The 16,088-nt window shown below is 62.9% G+C and carries 14 protein-coding genes; 4 read left to right on the top strand and 10 right to left on the bottom strand.

Going from position 1 to position 16,088, the window contains the following annotated elements; genetic code table 11:
• Nucleotides 1-12: 12 nt before the first annotated feature.
• The 3 genes from sucD to mdh are packed head-to-tail and all read right to left on the bottom strand — an operon-like array spanning nucleotide 13 to nucleotide 2,470.
• Entirely contained in the window at nucleotides 13-900 is an 888-nt protein-coding gene (gene sucD / locus OPU69_RS10950) for a succinate--CoA ligase subunit alpha (RefSeq protein WP_023839527.1), read from the bottom strand.
• Nucleotides 897-1,508: a hypothetical protein gene (locus OPU69_RS10945; RefSeq protein ID WP_498510995.1), complete on the bottom strand. Its 612-nt coding sequence runs from the start codon at nucleotides 1,506-1,508 to the stop codon at nucleotides 897-899. Before OPU69_RS10945 ends, sucD begins: the two co-directional genes overlap by 4 nt.
• On the bottom strand, nucleotides 1,508-2,470 hold the full coding sequence (gene mdh / locus OPU69_RS10940) for a malate dehydrogenase (protein ID WP_060978609.1): 963 nt from the start codon (nucleotides 2,468-2,470) through the stop codon (nucleotides 1,508-1,510). Before mdh ends, OPU69_RS10945 begins: the two co-directional genes overlap by 1 nt.
• 467 nt (nucleotides 2,471-2,937) lie before the next feature.
• Here mdh and OPU69_RS10935 point away from each other — a divergent pair, with 467 nt between their 5' ends.
• On the top strand, nucleotides 2,938-3,954 hold the full coding sequence (locus OPU69_RS10935) for a polysaccharide deacetylase family protein (protein WP_060978428.1): 1,017 nt from the start codon (nucleotides 2,938-2,940) through the stop codon (nucleotides 3,952-3,954).
• 4 nt (nucleotides 3,955-3,958) lie between these two features.
• On the opposite strand, the gene OPU69_RS10930 is transcribed toward OPU69_RS10935, so the two are convergent.
• A complete protein-coding gene (locus tag OPU69_RS10930; RefSeq protein ID WP_060978432.1) occupies nucleotides 3,959-4,873 on the bottom strand; it encodes a GNAT family N-acetyltransferase in 915 nt (304 codons plus the stop codon).
• 178 nt (nucleotides 4,874-5,051) lie between these two features.
• On the opposite strand from OPU69_RS10930, the gene OPU69_RS10925 reads away from it, so the two are divergent.
• On the top strand, nucleotides 5,052-5,930 hold the full coding sequence (locus OPU69_RS10925; protein WP_066110954.1) for a class I SAM-dependent methyltransferase: 879 nt from the start codon (nucleotides 5,052-5,054) through the stop codon (nucleotides 5,928-5,930).
• Nucleotides 5,931-5,933: 3 nt separating this feature from the next.
• On the opposite strand, the gene OPU69_RS10920 is transcribed toward OPU69_RS10925, so the two are convergent.
• Genes OPU69_RS10920 through OPU69_RS10905 form a run of 4 tightly spaced genes read right to left on the bottom strand, consistent with a single transcriptional unit; the run spans nucleotide 5,934 to nucleotide 9,935 of the window.
• The gene (locus tag OPU69_RS10920) at nucleotides 5,934-6,518 is read right to left on the bottom strand and encodes a DUF1989 domain-containing protein (RefSeq protein WP_498510992.1); all 585 of its coding nucleotides are present in this window, start codon (nucleotides 6,516-6,518) and stop codon (nucleotides 5,934-5,936) included.
• The gene (gene gntA / locus OPU69_RS10915) at nucleotides 6,508-7,203 is read right to left on the bottom strand and encodes a guanitoxin biosynthesis heme-dependent pre-guanitoxin N-hydroxylase GntA (RefSeq protein ID WP_498511067.1); all 696 of its coding nucleotides are present in this window, start codon (nucleotides 7,201-7,203) and stop codon (nucleotides 6,508-6,510) included. Before gntA ends, OPU69_RS10920 begins: the two co-directional genes overlap by 11 nt.
• Nucleotides 7,204-7,240: 37 nt before the next feature.
• On the bottom strand, nucleotides 7,241-8,680 hold the full coding sequence (locus tag OPU69_RS10910; RefSeq protein ID WP_498510990.1) for a UdgX family uracil-DNA binding protein: 1,440 nt from the start codon (nucleotides 8,678-8,680) through the stop codon (nucleotides 7,241-7,243).
• Nucleotides 8,681-8,684: 4 nt separating this feature from the next.
• Nucleotides 8,685-9,935, bottom strand: coding sequence for a putative DNA modification/repair radical SAM protein (locus OPU69_RS10905; protein ID WP_060978424.1), 1,251 nt, complete (start codon nucleotides 9,933-9,935; stop codon nucleotides 8,685-8,687).
• Between the two features lie 109 nt (nucleotides 9,936-10,044).
• Between OPU69_RS10905 and OPU69_RS10900 the strand changes: the two genes are divergently transcribed.
• Nucleotides 10,045-10,614 (top strand): DUF1993 domain-containing protein, encoded by a 570-nt coding sequence (locus OPU69_RS10900; protein WP_060978423.1) that lies wholly within the window; start codon nucleotides 10,045-10,047, stop codon nucleotides 10,612-10,614.
• Between the two features lie 84 nt (nucleotides 10,615-10,698).
• Here OPU69_RS10900 and OPU69_RS10895 read toward each other — a convergent pair whose 3' ends face one another.
• Nucleotides 10,699-12,285: an amidohydrolase gene (locus tag OPU69_RS10895; RefSeq protein ID WP_081097089.1), complete on the bottom strand. Its 1,587-nt coding sequence runs from the start codon at nucleotides 12,283-12,285 to the stop codon at nucleotides 10,699-10,701.
• 90 nt (nucleotides 12,286-12,375) lie between these two features.
• Nucleotides 12,376-15,201, bottom strand: a complete 2,826-nt coding sequence (locus OPU69_RS10890; protein ID WP_498510987.1) for a TonB-dependent receptor plug domain-containing protein — start codon at nucleotides 15,199-15,201, stop codon at nucleotides 12,376-12,378.
• A gap of 361 nt (nucleotides 15,202-15,562) precedes the next feature.
• On the opposite strand from OPU69_RS10890, the gene OPU69_RS10885 reads away from it, so the two are divergent.
• A complete protein-coding gene (locus OPU69_RS10885) occupies nucleotides 15,563-16,075 on the top strand; it encodes an Lrp/AsnC family transcriptional regulator (RefSeq protein ID WP_060978421.1) in 513 nt (170 codons plus the stop codon).
• Nucleotides 16,076-16,088: the final 13 nt, after the last annotated feature.

Genomic DNA, 16,088 nt, shown 5'->3' with positions numbered 1-16,088 from the left:
AGATGGTTCAAATCACACCGTTTCCAGCAGCTCGGCGAGGGTCTGTCCGAGCAGCGAAGGCGAGGGCGAGACGCGGATACCCGCTTCTTCCATCGCCGCGATCTTGTCTTCGGCGCCGCCCTGGCCGCCCGAGACGATGGCGCCGGCATGGCCCATGCGGCGTCCCGGAGGCGCCGTACGGCCTGCGATAAAGCCGACCATCGGCTTCTTGCGACCGCGCTTGGCTTCGTCCTTCAGGAACTGCGCGGCTTCTTCTTCCGCACTGCCGCCGATTTCGCCGATCATGATGATCGACTTGGTTTCGTCGTCCGCCAGGAACAGCTCGAGCACGTCGATGAAGTTGGTGCCGTTGACCGGATCGCCGCCGATGCCGACCGCCGTGGTTTGGCCGAGGCCGACCGCCGTGGTCTGGTGCACGGCTTCATAGGTCAGCGTACCCGAGCGCGACACGACGCCGACCGAGCCCTTCTTGAAGATGCTGCCGGGCATGATGCCGATCTTGCACTCGTCGGGGGTCAGGACACCGGGGCAGTTGGGGCCGATCAGGCGCGACTTGCTGCCCTGCAGCGCGCGCTTGACGCGGACCATATCGAGCACCGGAATGCCTTCGGTGATCGCGACGATCAGTTCCATCTCGGCATCGATCGCCTCGAGGATCGAGTCCGCAGCGAATGGCGGCGGAACGTAGATGCAGGTCGCGGTCGCACCGGTCGCGGCCTTGGCTTCGGCGACAGTGTTGTAATTGGGCAGGCCGATATGCGTGGTGCCACCCTTGCCGGGGGTCACGCCGCCGACCATCTGCGTGCCATAGGCCAGCGCCTGTTCGGTATGGAAGGTGCCGGTCGCACCGGTCATCCCCTGCGTGATGACCTTGGTGTGCTTGTTGACGAGAATGCTCATTTCTTGCGAAACTCCACTGCTGTGGCCGTGAGAACAAGGCCGGTAAGGGGGATGCCGGTGGCGGCGAGCGCGCCGGGTGCGGCGTACGAAACTTCCATTTCCATATGGCCGGGCTTCAGGCCTGGGTTCCAGACGCTCTTCGTGAAGCCGGGCAAGGGATCAGTCGAACTGCCGGGCTTGCGCACCGCCCAGTTTTCCAGAACGTCTGCGGATATGGGGGCAGGGGCGGTGAAATCATAGACGCGGCAGCCATGGCTCTGCATGTCGCCCAGATCGACGCCCGACAGCGCCAGGCTGAGCTCACGGCCTGCCACGGTCATGCGATATTCGCCACCATCGAGCAGTTTGGCCTCGCCATCGCTCTCGGCGAGCTTTGCCTTGCCGTAATCGACCAGCGTGCGCAGCGGGCCCTTGTCATCGGCGGGGATGGCCTGCCATCCGGCGGCAACGACCGAGGCCTTGGCGACGGCGAGATTCTCGACACCCGAACAGGCGGTCGCGAACGCGGCGAGGACCTCGCTTGCGGGATAGGGGTTTTCGGCTGGCGGGGCCTTTTCCTCAGCCGCCGCCAGCGCGAAAAGTCCGATCAGGAGACCGGACGCGAGCATCAGGCGAGGCTCGGGTCCAGGGTCTTGCAGACGCCGAGCAGTTCCTTGACCGCATCGACCGAGACCTGAAGATTGCTCTTTTCCTCGTCGCTCAGCGCGATTTCGATGACCTCTTCGGCACCATCGGCGCCGATGACGACGGGGACGCCGACATACAGGCCATCAAGACCATATTTGCCTTCGACGTTCACCGCGCAGGGCAGGATGCGCTTGGTGTCGCCAAGATAGGCTTCGGCCATCGCGATCGCGCTGGTGGCGGGGGCGTAATAGGCCGAACCGGTGCCGAGCAGCGCGACGATCTCGCCGCCGCCCGAGCGGGTGCGCTTGACGATCTCGTCGAGCCGCGCTTCGGACACGCCCTTGATCTTGGCCATGTCCTTCACCGGAATGCCGTTGATCGTGGAATAGCTGAGCACGGGCACCATGGTGTCGCCATGGCCGCCAAGCACGAACGCGTTCACGTCCTTGACGCTGACGCCGAATTCCCAGGCGAGGAAGGTGGCAAAGCGCGCGCTGTCGAGCACGCCGGCCATGCCGACGACCTTGTTGGCCGGGAGCCCCGAGAATTCGCGCAGCGCCCAGACCATGGCGTCGAGCGGGTTGGTGATGCAGATGACGAACGCGTCGGGCGCATTGTCGCGGATGCCTTCGCCCACGGCCTTCATGACCTTGAGGTTGATGCCGAGCAGATCGTCGCGGCTCATCCCCGGCTTGCGTGCGACGCCGGCGGTGACGATGATGACGTCCGCGCCTGCGATGTCGGCATAGTTGTTGGTGCCGGTGATCTTTGCGTCAAAACCTTCGACCGGGCCGCACTGCGACAGATCGAGCGCCTTGCCCTGCGGCACGCCTTCGACGACGTCGAACAGCACGATATCGCCCAGTCCCTTGGTGGCTGCGAGATGCGCCAACGTACCGCCGATATTGCCTGCGCCGATCAGCGCGATCTTGTTGCGTGCCATGGTCAATCCTTTCCGAAAATTGGGTGTTCCGGCCGAAACTGCCTGTCAGGAATGCGGGGATGCTATGTGGTGCGTGTGCGTTCCCTGAACAGATATCCGGCCCTCAGCAAAAACCTTGTGATGTGCTTGTCCGTTTCACGACCTCAGATGGGCGCGCACCGGGCTTGCACAGCCTGAGTCATCGCGCTCGCCGGCCTGCCTAGGCCGCTTGGACGGGGTTTTCAACCATCAAAAGCCACCAGACTCCAATTATTTGTGCAATTGAAAACTGTTAGCAATAAGGGTTGCCGGGACTGTGGTCGGGCCCGTCTTGTTCAGTTCAAACCCGCGATCTTGCCGCAGAATGCTCCATAGCGGCACACTCCCCTATTAACATGGGATGGACGTGATATAATATTTCCTTTAGCCGCGCATGGGCTGCGACGAGGGTAAGCGGGTCTTAACCCGCCCGGCATAAGGGTCCAACGATGGTCACCAAGGTTCAGTACACCGTCGATACCGAATTGTCGCTCAAGCTCTTCCAGGAAGGCGCGAGTGCGCAGGAGAATTTCGACAGTTCGATCGCTGGCAAGTGCCGTGACGGCGAATTTGGCATCTTCTACCAGATGGACCGCCTCGAGGCCTATGGTCTGAAGGGCGTCTTCTTCGTCGATCCGTTTCCGGCTCTGGTCTACGGCCCCGGCGTCGTCGCAAGGATCGTCGAGCCGATCCTGAAACGCGGTCATGAGGTGCAGCTTCACATCCATACCGAATGGCTGGAATTTGCGCGCGATCATGAGCTTGCACATCTGCGCGGCCGCAATATCGCGGATTTCCCGCTCGACGATCAGGTCCGGCTGCTCGATCAGGCGCGGGCGCTGCTGATGATCGCCGGCGCGCCCAAGCCGACCGCCTTCCGTGCGGGCAATTTCGGGGCGAACGACGATACGCTGCGCGCGCTGAGTGCCCTGAGCGTTCCGTATGACAGCAGTTTCAATCCGGCCTTCTTGGCAGGCGAGTGCGATATCGATCTTCCGCCGGAAACCCCGCCCTTTTCCGAGCATATGGGCGTCGGCATCATTCCAGTGAGCGTGATCGAGGATCGGCCCGGCAGCATCCGCGCCGCGCAACTGTGTGCGCTTTCTGCCTGGGAGATGCGGGATGGCCTGCGTCATGCTGCAGAGCACGATTGGCCGTGCTTCACCATTGTCAGCCACAGTTTCGAATTGCTCAGCCGGGATCGCACCCGTGTCAATCCAATCGTGCAGCGCCGGTTTGAATCCATGTGCCTCAACATTGCCGAACAGACACGGCTGGAAGGCGCGGGTTTCGAAGCTTTGCAGCCGCAGCGCAGGGCATCGCTGGCCAAGCTTCCCGCCAATCTGGTGCGCACCGCGCTGCGCTATGGCGAGCAGGCGGTGAGCCGCATCCGTTACGAGGTCGGAATCCTCTCGACGCTGTTCCTCAACGAATTCGCCGCCTTCGAGAGCGTCGTGGCGATCTGAGGCCTCAACCGCGCAACAGCTTGCGGATTTTCGCCTTGGCCCCGATGCGTTCGAGCCAGGCCCCGGTCGCTTCCACGCCTGCGTTGAACGCCCGGTGGCTCGTGAGCACAGCGCGGTTGGCGATGCTCGGCGCGAGCAGGAACAGGGTGGCGCACTGCACCTGATGCGTGCCGAAAAGCGCCTTGTGCGCGCCATCGCCTTCGGTAAAGTCGAAATAGCGGAAGCGCTGTTCGGCAAAGAGCTGCTCGAGCGCATGCATCTGCAGCACGGTTCCGGGCGAGAGCTGCGCCTGGCCCTGATCATAACCGAGATAGGCGTAGATGAGCACGTCCTCGACCACGGGCAGGTAGAGATAGGCGATTGGCTTGCCGTGCAGGAACAGGATCCAGGCACGCAGACTGTCGGTCCGGGCGAGGGCTTCAGCCTCGGCGCGGAAAGCCGCGTGGCCGGGGAGCCCGGCATCGAGCAGCCGTGCCTGATAGGTCTGGTTCGATAGCGGCAGGGCGGCGGCGAAAAAGGCGTCGAGCTGATCGGGGGCGTGATAGCTGCGAATGTCGAGCGTGCCGCCGTTTGCATCGGCGAGCTTGCGCATCTTGCGCTTGAGCGTCGCGCGCGTCTTCGATGAGAATTGCGCCATATAGCCGTCATGACCCAGCGCCATGTCGATATAATGGCGTGCAAAGAGTTGCGGCGGGGACTTGAGAAAGCCTGTGAATTGCTGGTCGAGCCGGGAGAGCTGGGCTGCAGGAACGGACTGCACGCGATATCCGTCCGCATCGGGCGGCAGCGGGACAGGGACAAGGGGGCGCTCGGCCAGGATTGCGTCGAGCCCGTATGCCAGCGGCACCAGCATCCGCCGCGCGCGCAGGATGCAGCGATCGCCCAGCAAAAAGCGGATATCGGTGGCAACGGGCGTCATGCGGCGGCTGTCCGTCAAGGGGGGCAGGGGTGACCGACCTGCTAATGCCACAGGGTTAAGATCGCTTGAACCCGGCTTTGCAGCCAAGGCTTTACCCTATGTTCACGCGCGCTTTATACAAGCGCATGAAACGAGCTGCGGCCTCGTACAGACCTGCCTCCTGCGATGGGATACCGACATGGCGCAGCCCAGGCCCAGTGCCGCCTGCAATCATTGTGGATCGACCGAGACACGCCCCGTCGCGCGTGTCTCGGGCTACATGCTTGAGCGGTGCGGGCAATGCGGCCTCGCCTTCATCACCAATCCGCCATCGGACGCGGCGCTTGCAGCCATGTACCAGGCGGGCAACGACTATCACACTCAGCTGCACGATCCGGAAAACGAGGCCTTCGTGCGGATGGCAGCGATCGCCCGCGAGCATCTGCATTTTGTCGAGCGTTTCGCCTCTGGCGGTCAGCTGCTCGATATCGGCTGTTCGACCGGATTGTTTTTGAACGAGGCACGGCGGGTCGGGTTCGACGTCGCTGGCGTCGAGTTTTCGGCTGCATCGGCGCAGTTTGCACGCGATCATTTTCACCTCTCGATCACCGATGGCGATATCCACGCCGTCGACGATGCCGAGGGCATGCTCGATATTGTCACCATGTTCGACGTGATCGAGCATGTCCGCGATCCCGCACGCGACATCGTGGCCGCCCATCGGCTGCTGAAGCCCGGCGGGCTGTTCATCCTGTCGACGCCGAATATCGACGGACTGTTTCCACGTGCGTCCGAGCCATTGGCGGGGCCGCTTGGCTATTGGCCGCATATCGAGCCACCCTGGCATCTCTATCAGTTTTCGGTTCGCACCCTGTCTGCGATGCTCGAGGCGCGCGGGTTCGAATGCCTGGGTACCCGCCACACGGCCATCGACCTTGCCTATACGTTCGGCACGGCGCAGACTTTGATGCGCAGCCCGAAGCGCCTGGCGTATGCCCTGGCCTTTGCCCCGCTCGCCTGGGCCGGGCCGAAGATCGGAATGGGGGACTGGTTCTATCTTGCCGCGCGCAAGCGCTGATGCCTAATCGGTCACGGCGTATTGGATGGGCTTGAACGAACCATTGTTCGATTGCAGCGCCGAACAGGCGGTGAGCCCGATGATCAGGTCCATATGCGCGCGGAAGGTGATCGATTCCCCAGCCTTGCTGAGCGGCGGATCGACCCGCAGTTCGCCCGTGGCGCCGTCGATCGGCACGTTCATAAAGCAGTTGAATGCGACCGGAATCATGTCCTCTGTCACGCCATAAGGCGCCAGCGCGGCGGCGAGATTGCCGAAACAGCCGCGATGCGGATCGGTATCGCCATAGATGATGCGGAACGTGTCCTTCGAGCACGGCGTCAGCAAAAAGTCGTGGCGACCGACATCATCGGCGATGATCTCGAGCATCACCTGACTGCGGTTCGAATAGAGCAGGTCCCCGGTCGAAAGGTAGATCTTGCTGGCATAGTCGAGCGTGCGCCCCGACGAGATGACCTCGCCGATATCGTGCCGGTTGAAGGCCAGCAGGTCCGCCACCTGTTCGCCCAGCACATCCGTAACGGTGAGCGTCTGCCCCTTGTTCAGCGTGAATGCGGTGCCCGAACGCGGCGGAATTTCATGCGGCATGTTCGGCGGCCTTTCTCGGGCGCAGCGGACAGCGCCACTCGCTTCCGACCGCCCGGCCGCTATATTGCCGGGCCTCGGAAATCGTGCCGTGACGCGCCAGCATGGGGTTGGGTGCACCGGCCAGGGCCACGTCGCGATCGATGATCGTGCCGCGCATCTTCTCGTACACGCCCGAGGCGCGCAATTGTTCGAACTGGTCGTGCAGGTTAAAAACCAGGGCCGGTCGATTGAAGCGCCGCGCCGGGCGACTGGCACCCGGATGCAGGCCGACCACGAAAAATGCCTCGCCGCCAAAGCTCAGCGAGAAATGCGGGTCATCGGGATCGCCGCTGACCCGCGGATCGACCGGCTGGCCGAGCCAATCGTCCTTGTCGCTCAGCGACTGCAACCGTTGCCACAGATGCTGTTCGAACCCAGCCTCGTCGAGCCCGGCATCCTCCTCGAACAGCACCGCGAGCGACTGGAACGGCGCGGGGTCGAGCGCGTAATCGCGCGCGATCTCCATCAGCGCGGGATGAATACGCAGGTCGTCCCAGGCCGAACGCAGGTCGCGTCCGATGATGATCCGCATATTGCCCTTGGCCAGCGCGGATTTGGCGCCAACACAGGGAAAATTGCGATCCTGGATGAACGCGCGAAAGCGCTCCGCCAGCGGATGGTCGTTGGAATTACACGTTTGAGCCATGCCGACCATACGCGGCTTGGCCTTGAGGGTTGCGCGATCAGGCAAGACTGTCGGCCATATGTTTGGCAGAAGCCAGATCGGCGACGAACTGATCGCGTTCGGCCCTGGCGCGCTCGCGGTCGGGCAGACGCAGCAGGAACGAGGGGTGCACCGTCGCGATCAGCCGGGCACCGTCATCCAGCGCATGGACCTTGCCGCGCATCGACGAGATGCTCACCGATTTGCCGGTGAGCCCGCGCAGCGCGCTGCCGCCCAGGGACACGATGAGATCGGGCCTCACGAGCGCGCGCTCCTGATCGAGCCACCAGCGGCAGATGTCGATCTCGCCGGTGCTGGGGTTCTGGTGCAACCGGCGCTTGCCGCGCGCGACGAACTTGAAATGCTTGACCGCGTTGGTGACGTAGAGCGTCGCGCGGTCGAGCCCGGCCTCGGTGAGGGCTTCGTCGAGCAGCTGTCCCGCGGGACCGACGAACGGACGGCCTTCCAGATCCTCGCGGTCACCCGGCTGTTCGCCGACCAGCATGATCCGCGCCTGGCGGGGGCCTTCGCCAGTCACCGCCTGGGTCGCGTGACAATGCAGCGGGCAGCGGGTGCAGGCGCGCACGGCCTGGTTCAGATCGTCCAGCGATGCGATGGCCTCGGGCAAGACAGTCTCCGCTTCCCCGCGCACGCGCCATTTGTCGCTGCGGGGGTTTGCGAGCGAGACGGCTGTCTCGCGCATCCGTTCCACGCGCGCCTCGGCCCCCGCGATCAGCGGCGCAATGTCCTGCGCCTCGGGTAGGTTGTGCCAGTATTTCTTGGGCATCTCGGCGCGCATGGCGGCGATCTTGACCCGGGCCGGGTTGAAGATGGCGCCATAATAGGTGCGCCACTGGTCCTCGACCACGTCGTGATCGGGTACTTCGTCGCGCGTGCCGCCGGGCCCGAGATGCAGCTCCTCGGCATGCCATATCGCGCGGGCATCGGGGGTGAGGATCGCCCAATCCATGCCGTAGAAGCGCTTGCGGAAAAAAGGCGCGGCCAGCCGCAGGATGCGATGCTCGGGCTCGAACCAGGCGATGTAGCGCTCGCGTCCCGTCTCGTCCTCGCCCAGCCTGCGAAAGCGGACGAATGCGTGCATCTTGTGCAGATCGCGCCGGATCGCCTTGTCGCAACGCATCAGCCAGTCGGTATCGGGATCGGTGCGCCGCTCGATCAGCTTGCGATCGTCGAGCGCGCGCCACAGCACCCGGTACAGTCGCGAGGGCACGCCATCGTCGCGATGGCAGATCACCCGGTCGGCAATGGCGACCAGTTCGCGGGGCAGGCTGACCGTACGCTGGGGCTGGAGCGGCGCGCTGTCGGCGAACAGTGAGGCGCTTTCGCCCGCAGGCCGCCAGACGATATCCTCGGGCGGCACGCGGGCGGCGAGCAGCGCTCGTGCATGGCCGCGCCACTCTTCGAACTCGCCCGGCTGCTGGAGGATGATCTCGCGCATGGCCCTACAGCGCGAGGCTCATCTGCTCGGGCGCCGGCGCGAAGCGCGCGCGCAGATTGGCGCTGTCGGTAAGGCCCCCGGGTCGCCAGTCGGCCGTGGTGACGAAGGGCAGCACCTTCTTCACCGAGGCGGTAAGGCGCGCCAGATCGCCGATGCGGATCGCGCCCAGCCGGCGTGCCGCGATAATCCGGTCAACCGCCTTGGTGCCGAGGCCCGGCACGCGCAGCAGCATCTCGCGCGGTGCGCGGTTGATATCGACCGGAAAACTCTCGCGCCGCTGCAGCGCCCAGGCCAGCTTGGGATCGATCGACAGGTCGAGCATGCCCTCGTTCGCTCCGGCCATGATCTCGGCGCGGTCGAAGCCATAGAAGCGCAGCAGCCAATCGGCCTGATACAGCCGGTGCTCGCGCATCAGCGGCGGGCGCACCGGGGGCAGGTCGCTGCTGGCATCGGGGATCGGGCTATAGGCCGAATAATAGACCCGGCGCAGGCGATAGCCCGAATAGAGGCTGGTGGCCGAAGCGAGGATATCGTCGTCGCGCGCGCCGTCTGCGCCGACGATCATCTGGGTCGATTGGCCCGCGGGCGCGAAGCGCGGCGGTTTTGCCTTCTTGAGCAGCCGGTCCTTGCGCGCCTCGACTGCATCTTCGACGCCGACGCGGACATTGGCCATGGTCTTGCGGATCGTCTGCGGCTTCTTCTCCGGCGCGAAGCTCTTCAAGCCATCCTCGGTCGGCAGCTCGACATTGGTCGAAAGCCGATCGGCATAGAGCCCTGCCTTGGCGATCAATTCGGGCGAAGCGCCAGCGATTGTCTTGAGGTGGATATAGCCGCCGAACCGGTGCTCCTCACGCAGCAGCCGGGCGACCTCGACCAGCTGTTCCATCGTATAGTCCTCCGACCGGATGATGCCCGAGGACAGGAACAGCCCCTCGATATAGTTGCGCTTGTAGAAATCGAGCGTCAGCCGGACGACCTCGGCCGGGTTGAACCGCGCGCGCGGCACGTTGCTCGACGCGCGATTGATGCAGAAGCGGCAATCGTAGATGCAGAAATTGGTGAGCAGGATCTTTAGCAGCGAGATGCACCGCCCATCGGGCGCATAGCTGTGGCAGATGCCCATGCCGCCGGTCGAGCCGATACCCTTGGTACCCGTGGAGTCGCGCCGCACCGTGCCCGAAGATGCGCACGAAGCGTCATATTTCGCCGCATCGGCGAGCAAGGCCAGCTTCTGCAGAATCGGTTTTTCGCTCATATTCCGCATATAGGGAGTGGAACAAAGAAAGAACAGTTTAATTTCAAGCGAAAGGCTTTGCCGGCGGGAGGTTCCGGCTAAGGTGGCGCATCGCAAAAAGGACCAACGAATGAACCTCAAGGATACTCTCGTACCCAGTTTCGTGCAGATGCTGGGCGCGCTTTCGGCCTGGCTGGGCAAGGCGGAGCAGCATTTCGATGCCGAACAGTCGGCGCAGATCATGCAGGCGCGGCTGGCGCCCGACATGTTCCCATTGTTCACGCAGATTTGCTTTGCCTGCGTTCAGGCGCAGGAGGCGATGGCGCGGCTGCGCGGGCAGGATTTTCCCGATGCGATCGCGGCGTTGCGCGGCGAAGGGGTGGAAGCGGGCGCAAAGCCATGGACCATCGCCGATGCGCAGGCACGCATTGCCGATACCATTGCCATCGTGGAGGCAGCCGCCGATGGCCTGGCGGATGTCGCGGACGATATGGCAATCGCGCATGAACTGCCGATGGGCATGATCTTCGACTTCACTGCGGCCCAGTACGCGCGCGATTGGGCGATCCCGCAATTCTATTTCCACGTGATGACCGCCTATGCGATCCTGCGCGCGCAGGGCGCGCCGCTCGGCAAGATCGACTATGTCGGTCATCTGTTGCCATATCTTCGTCCGGGAACGATGCCCGGCGCAAGGTGACCGGCGGGCTGCGCCGGGCAGAGCGGGCGACTTGCACCAACTCTGCCCGGCGATCGGTGCGACCCGATGGCATGCCGCCACGGTTTATTGCGGCGTCAGCTGCGGATAGGTGATGCCCAGCTGCTCCAGATACGAGCTGTATTTGCTGGGATCGTAATAATATTTCTTCAGCTCGGGCCGGATGCGCTCCATCAGCTCCTTGTTGAGGTGGATGGCGGGCTGGTCTTCGGGGGTGAGCACCGGATCGTATTTCTGATCCTTGGTCTGCACCGTAGTAAAATAGGTCTTGGCGTCGCTGACCAGCTTGGGCGTGGTCATCACGTCGAGCACCGTCAGTGCCACCGCCTTCGCTCCCGCGACCGCGCCCTTGTGCGCGATCGGCGTCGCCATCGCGATCGCCGAGGTGACGTTATGCCCGATCATGCTGGGAATGTTCGACGGAAAGCGGATGGTGATCGTCGGTACCGTCCACATGATGTCGCCGATATCGTCCGATCCGCCGCCCATCGAAGTGCCGCGCGTTTCGGGCGTCGAGAGTGGCTCGACCGTGGTCTTGAGCGGCGCGATCTTGAACTTCAGCGCCTCTTGCACTGCCTTGGTAAACGCCTGGTCCTCGGGTGACCATTTGGGCATGCCGACCATCTCGATATTGGCTTGCGCGGCTTCGGCGAGCGGCTTGTTGCCGAAATTGGGTGCGGCATAGCCCAGCACGCGGCGGCTGACGAACGTGCCTGTCGCCTTGGCGGCGGCTTCGGCAATGTCGCTGCCGGTATTGTAGAGATGCCGGATGGACTCGAAATTCTGCTCGCGGAAATAATACCAGACCGATGCCTCGCCCGGGACGATATTGGGCTGCCCGCCGCCATTGGTGATGACATAATGCGAGCGCTGGGTGAGCGGCAAATGCTCGCGTCGCATGTTCCAGGCGATGTTCATGAGTTCCACCGCGTCCAGCGCGCTGCGCCCGGACCAGGGCGCGCCTGCGGCATGGCTGGTGATGCCCTTGAACGTGTATTCGACCGAGACCATGCCGTTATTGCCGGAATCGCCATAGCTGGTGCCGAAGCTGGAGGCGACATGGGTGAAGATCGAGACATCCACGTCCTTGAACAGCCCTGCGCGGACATAATAGGCCTTGGTTGCCAGCAGCTCCTCGGCGACGCCCGGCCAGAGCATCAGCTTGCCCTTGATGCCGTGCTTGATCATCACCTCCTTGGCGGCAATCGCGGCGGCAACGATCAGCGGCATGCCCGAATTATGCCCCTCGCCATGGCCGGGCGCGCCCGGCACGATCGGCTTCAATTGCGGCACGCCAGGCATCTGCGACAGGCCGAGCAGCCCGTCGACATCCGATCCAAGCGCCACCACCGGCCCATCGCCATTGCTCCAGGTCGCGGTCCAGGCGGTGGGGATGCCTGCCACCCCCTTGGTGATGGTGAAGCCGTTCTTTTCCAGTATTCCGGTCAGATATTCGGCGGTCTCGAATTCCTGAAAGCCCGGCTCCTGAAAGCTGAACACGGAATCGACCATTTCCTGGACGAGCTTGGCCTGTTCGTCGACTTCCGCCATCGCCTCCTTCTTCATCGCGGCGGGTGCCTTGGCCTGCGCCGCGAACGGAGTGGAGGCCATCAACAGGGCGGTCAGCAATTTCATCGATCGGGTCATCGTCATCGGTTTCCTGGTACAAGGCGTTGATTGGACGGGCACTGGTCACGACAGGGCACGGAGCAGGGATGCAAGCGTACCCTGTCGTGTCTGCGGTTACAGCGTGAAACGAACCCCCATGCGGAAGACGCGGCCAAGCACGTCATAGAGGTTGCGGTTGGTCTGCGGATAGGCCGGCGTGTTGTCACCGGTCGGGCCGTTGCCGACCAGCACCGGGTCGGTATCGAACACGTTGCGGACATAGAGGAACACCTCCGCCTCGGACGCGGCGATCTTGAACCGCCTGGTCACCGAAAGGTCGAGATACCATTGGCCGTCGATCCGGTTGGTGTTGATCGTGCGGAAATCGGGGGTGGAGAGCGGACAGCCGGTCTGGCACTCGATGAAATTGTTGTTGTACACGCCGTCGGAAAAGCCGCGGCCCACCGCATTGAACGACCAGCTTTCGGTGTCGTAATTGGCCGACAGGCGATAGTTCCAGGAAGGCGTCGCATCGCCGCCGCCGGCATTCTGCCCGGCCAGATCGACCGGCGCGTTGATGCCGTTGTCGGTGATATTGTCGATATAATGCGAGACGACCGCACGCAGCGTCAGATTGCCCGGACCGATCGCACGGCGATAGCTCGCCTCGAAATCGATTCCGCGCACCTTGACCGACGAGAAGTTGAACGGAACCAGCGTGATCGTGCTGATATCGTTCGGCGCAGCGAAGGCGATCTGCGCGCATTGCGACGCGACATTCTGCTCGAAGCACAGATTGGCGGTGGTCTGCGCGGTGAGCGTGGCGATCGCGCCGCTGAGCGCAATGTCGAAATAGTCGACCGAGGCGGCAAAGCCGGGCAGGGAGCTGGGCATGAACACCCCGCCGACGCCCCAGGTGCGCGCGACCTCGGGAGCGAGGTTGAGGTTGCCGGTAATCTGCTCGAGGAACGTGTCGGCGCGGGTGCCGCCGCCCGCGACCGGCACGTTGACGGTGTTGGTGCGCGCGGTGCCCGGCGCGAACAGGTCGTTGAGATTGGGCGCACGAATGTCGCGCGAGCGGGTCACGCGCAGCTTGAAATCGTCGATCACCTGCCAGGTCCCGCCCAGCTTCCAGGTGACGACCGTGCCGGAGGTCGAATAGTCGGTAACGCGCAGCGCGCCGTTGAGATCAGCCCCCTCGAAGACGGGGAATACCGTCTCGACGAACGCTTCCTTCACATCGTAATCGCCAGTGGTGACCCGGTAATTGCCGTAGAGAAAGCCCAGATTGTTGGGCGCATCGGGATTGAGCGACCCATCGACCTCTTCGCGGCGATATTCGGCGCCGAAGGCCAGGCTGACCGGGCCCGCCCAGTTTTCGAACAGGCTCGCGGTCTGGAAGGTGACTGCGGCGACATCCTGCTGCAGCCGCTGCCGCCGCGAGGGCTGCAGGCCGTCGTTGAAGATGTAATTGAGCGCGGCGTCGCTGACCGGCGCGAGGCCGATGCGGTTGATCGGGACGCAGCCATTGGTCGGGTTGGTCAGCGTCGATCGGCAGACGATCGTGCCCGCCGAATTGCGCACCGCATCCGTCGCGAGCGCCAGGCGCGAGGTCACCCAGGTGTTGGTCAGCTGTTCCTGGGTCTTGGCGATGCCGAGCTGATAATAGGCATCATAGCTCCAGGCGATGCTGCCGGTGTCGAACGCGCCCTTGAGACCCGCGACGTAGCGATAGACATCGCGCGTATTGTCGCTGCCCTGTGCCGGTATGCCGAAATTGCCGGTGCCGATCGTGACGCTGGTGAGGTTGTTGGCGACCATCAGCGCGCGAAACGCATCGGGCAGATACGCATTGTCGCGCTGGATCACGACCGAGGGGGAGGGGGTCTTCTGGTAGAAGCTCTGCCCCTCGTAGCGCGAATAGGAGACCTGGCCGTACAGTTCGAACGCGGGCGAGAATTCATAGCTCGCGCGGCCGAAGACGTTGATGCGCTTCTCGTCTGGCGCGAGCGAGTTCGAATTGAGATGCCCCTCGCGGCTGATGCGGAAATCGCCGCCCTGCATCCACTGGCCGCGATTGGGGCCATAGGTGAACTGGTTGAGGCTCGCCTGGCCGGTGGCGGGATTGATCGACCCGAAATAGGTGCCGCGCAAGGGGCCGGAATTGACGATGCCGCCCGGCGTGAACTGATAGGTGCCGATTCCTGCCGCGACCAGCCGCTCGGGCTGGCCGTTGCCGACAGCATAGGCCGGATTGTCGATCTGGAAGAAGCCGCTCTGCTGCCATTTGCGGTCGATCGTATCGACGCCTTCTTGTGTGAAATAATCGCCCGCAAGCAGCAGCTTGCCCCGGCCATCGGCGAAATTGGTGCCGCCGGTCAAGCGGACGAGATGGTTCGGCACATCGCCATAGGTGGTGATACCATATTCATATTCGGCCTTGAGCCCGGTGAAATCCTTGTCGAGGATGAAATTGACCACACCTGCGACCGCATCCGATCCGTAAGCCGACGAGGCACCGCCGGTGACCACCTCCACGCCCTTGATCAGGCCCTGCGGGATGGTCTGGACATCGACAAAGCCGACCGTGGCCGATGCAACGGAGCGCTGCCCGTCGATCAGGATGAGCGTGCGGTTCGCGCCCAGATTGCGCAGGTTGACCGTCGCGATCCCGGCCTGGCCGTTGGAAAGCGAACCCGAATTGGTCGAGGAGGACTGGCTGCCCCTGACCGCTGGCAGCGTGCTGACATAATCACCGATATTCGCCTGGGGTTCGGCGTCGAGCTCGGCTTCGGTGACGACATTGGCCGGGGTGGGGGCATCATAGCCATCGCGGGCGATGCGCGATCCGGTAACGGTGATAATCTTCTCGGCCTCGCCATCGGCTTCGCTGGCTTGCTCGGCGGCCTGATCACCGACGGACTGCGCCAGCGCGGCCGGAGCGAACCCCAGTGCCGGCATCGCAGCGGCACAGGCTAAAAGCGCCTTTGTCCGAAGTAAACGTTGCGAATAAGGCGTAGAAAAGGACCCCATGGATTACCCCCCAATTATCTGGTTTGCAGGGCCTTTCGCCATCTTCTCCCGATTTGTTATTTTATAATCTTCAGTCCTTGCATTGAGGCAATTCTGATCGTCTTGATCCGCACAAAATGGAATATTGTTGTGCGTCGCTGAGCGATTATGTGCCTTGATCCCTGATTGCCGGAGCCATTCTGCCCCTTCGCCCTTGCAGGCTAACAGAAAACGGGGCAGAATAAACATCGAAATTTGCCAAATTCGCCCGGAATTTGTGCGGATAACCAATCAAAAGTGGGGAAATTGGATGAAATCCGCTGCGCTGGAGCTCGACAGAACCGATTTTCGAATCCTTGAGGCTTTGTCGTCCGAAGGCCGAATGTCCGACGTGGCATTGGGCGAGTTGATCAATCTTTCCAGTACCGCCGTGGCCCGTCGTCGCCGAATCATGGAGGAAGCGGGAATAATCATGGGCTACAGCGCCAGTCTTTCCTTGCAGGAACTGGGATTTTCTGGCGTGGTTATTGTGATGGTCGAACTGCGATCGCAGGCAGAACATGTGCTTGACGAATTCGAACGCGAAGTTATCAAATGCCCTTCGATATCCTACTGTGGATTCATCTCGGGTGATACCGACTTCATAATCATGATCCACGTAAGCTCGCTGGACGAGTATGATGAAATCTATCGTCGCGAACTATCCAACCTGCCGAATGTCGCAAAAATTCGCAGCAGCTTTGTATTGCGCGAGGTTGCCCGCCGCTCTGCGGTGCCGATCATATTTGAGCGCGGCAAGAAGCAGGCACGCCACGCCGGCTGAGCCATGCGAGCAG

This window comes from Blastomonas sp. 34TW (genome assembly GCF_059803595.1).
Note: the sequence above shows the minus strand (reverse complement) of the source record. Positions and strands in the feature narration are given on the sequence as shown.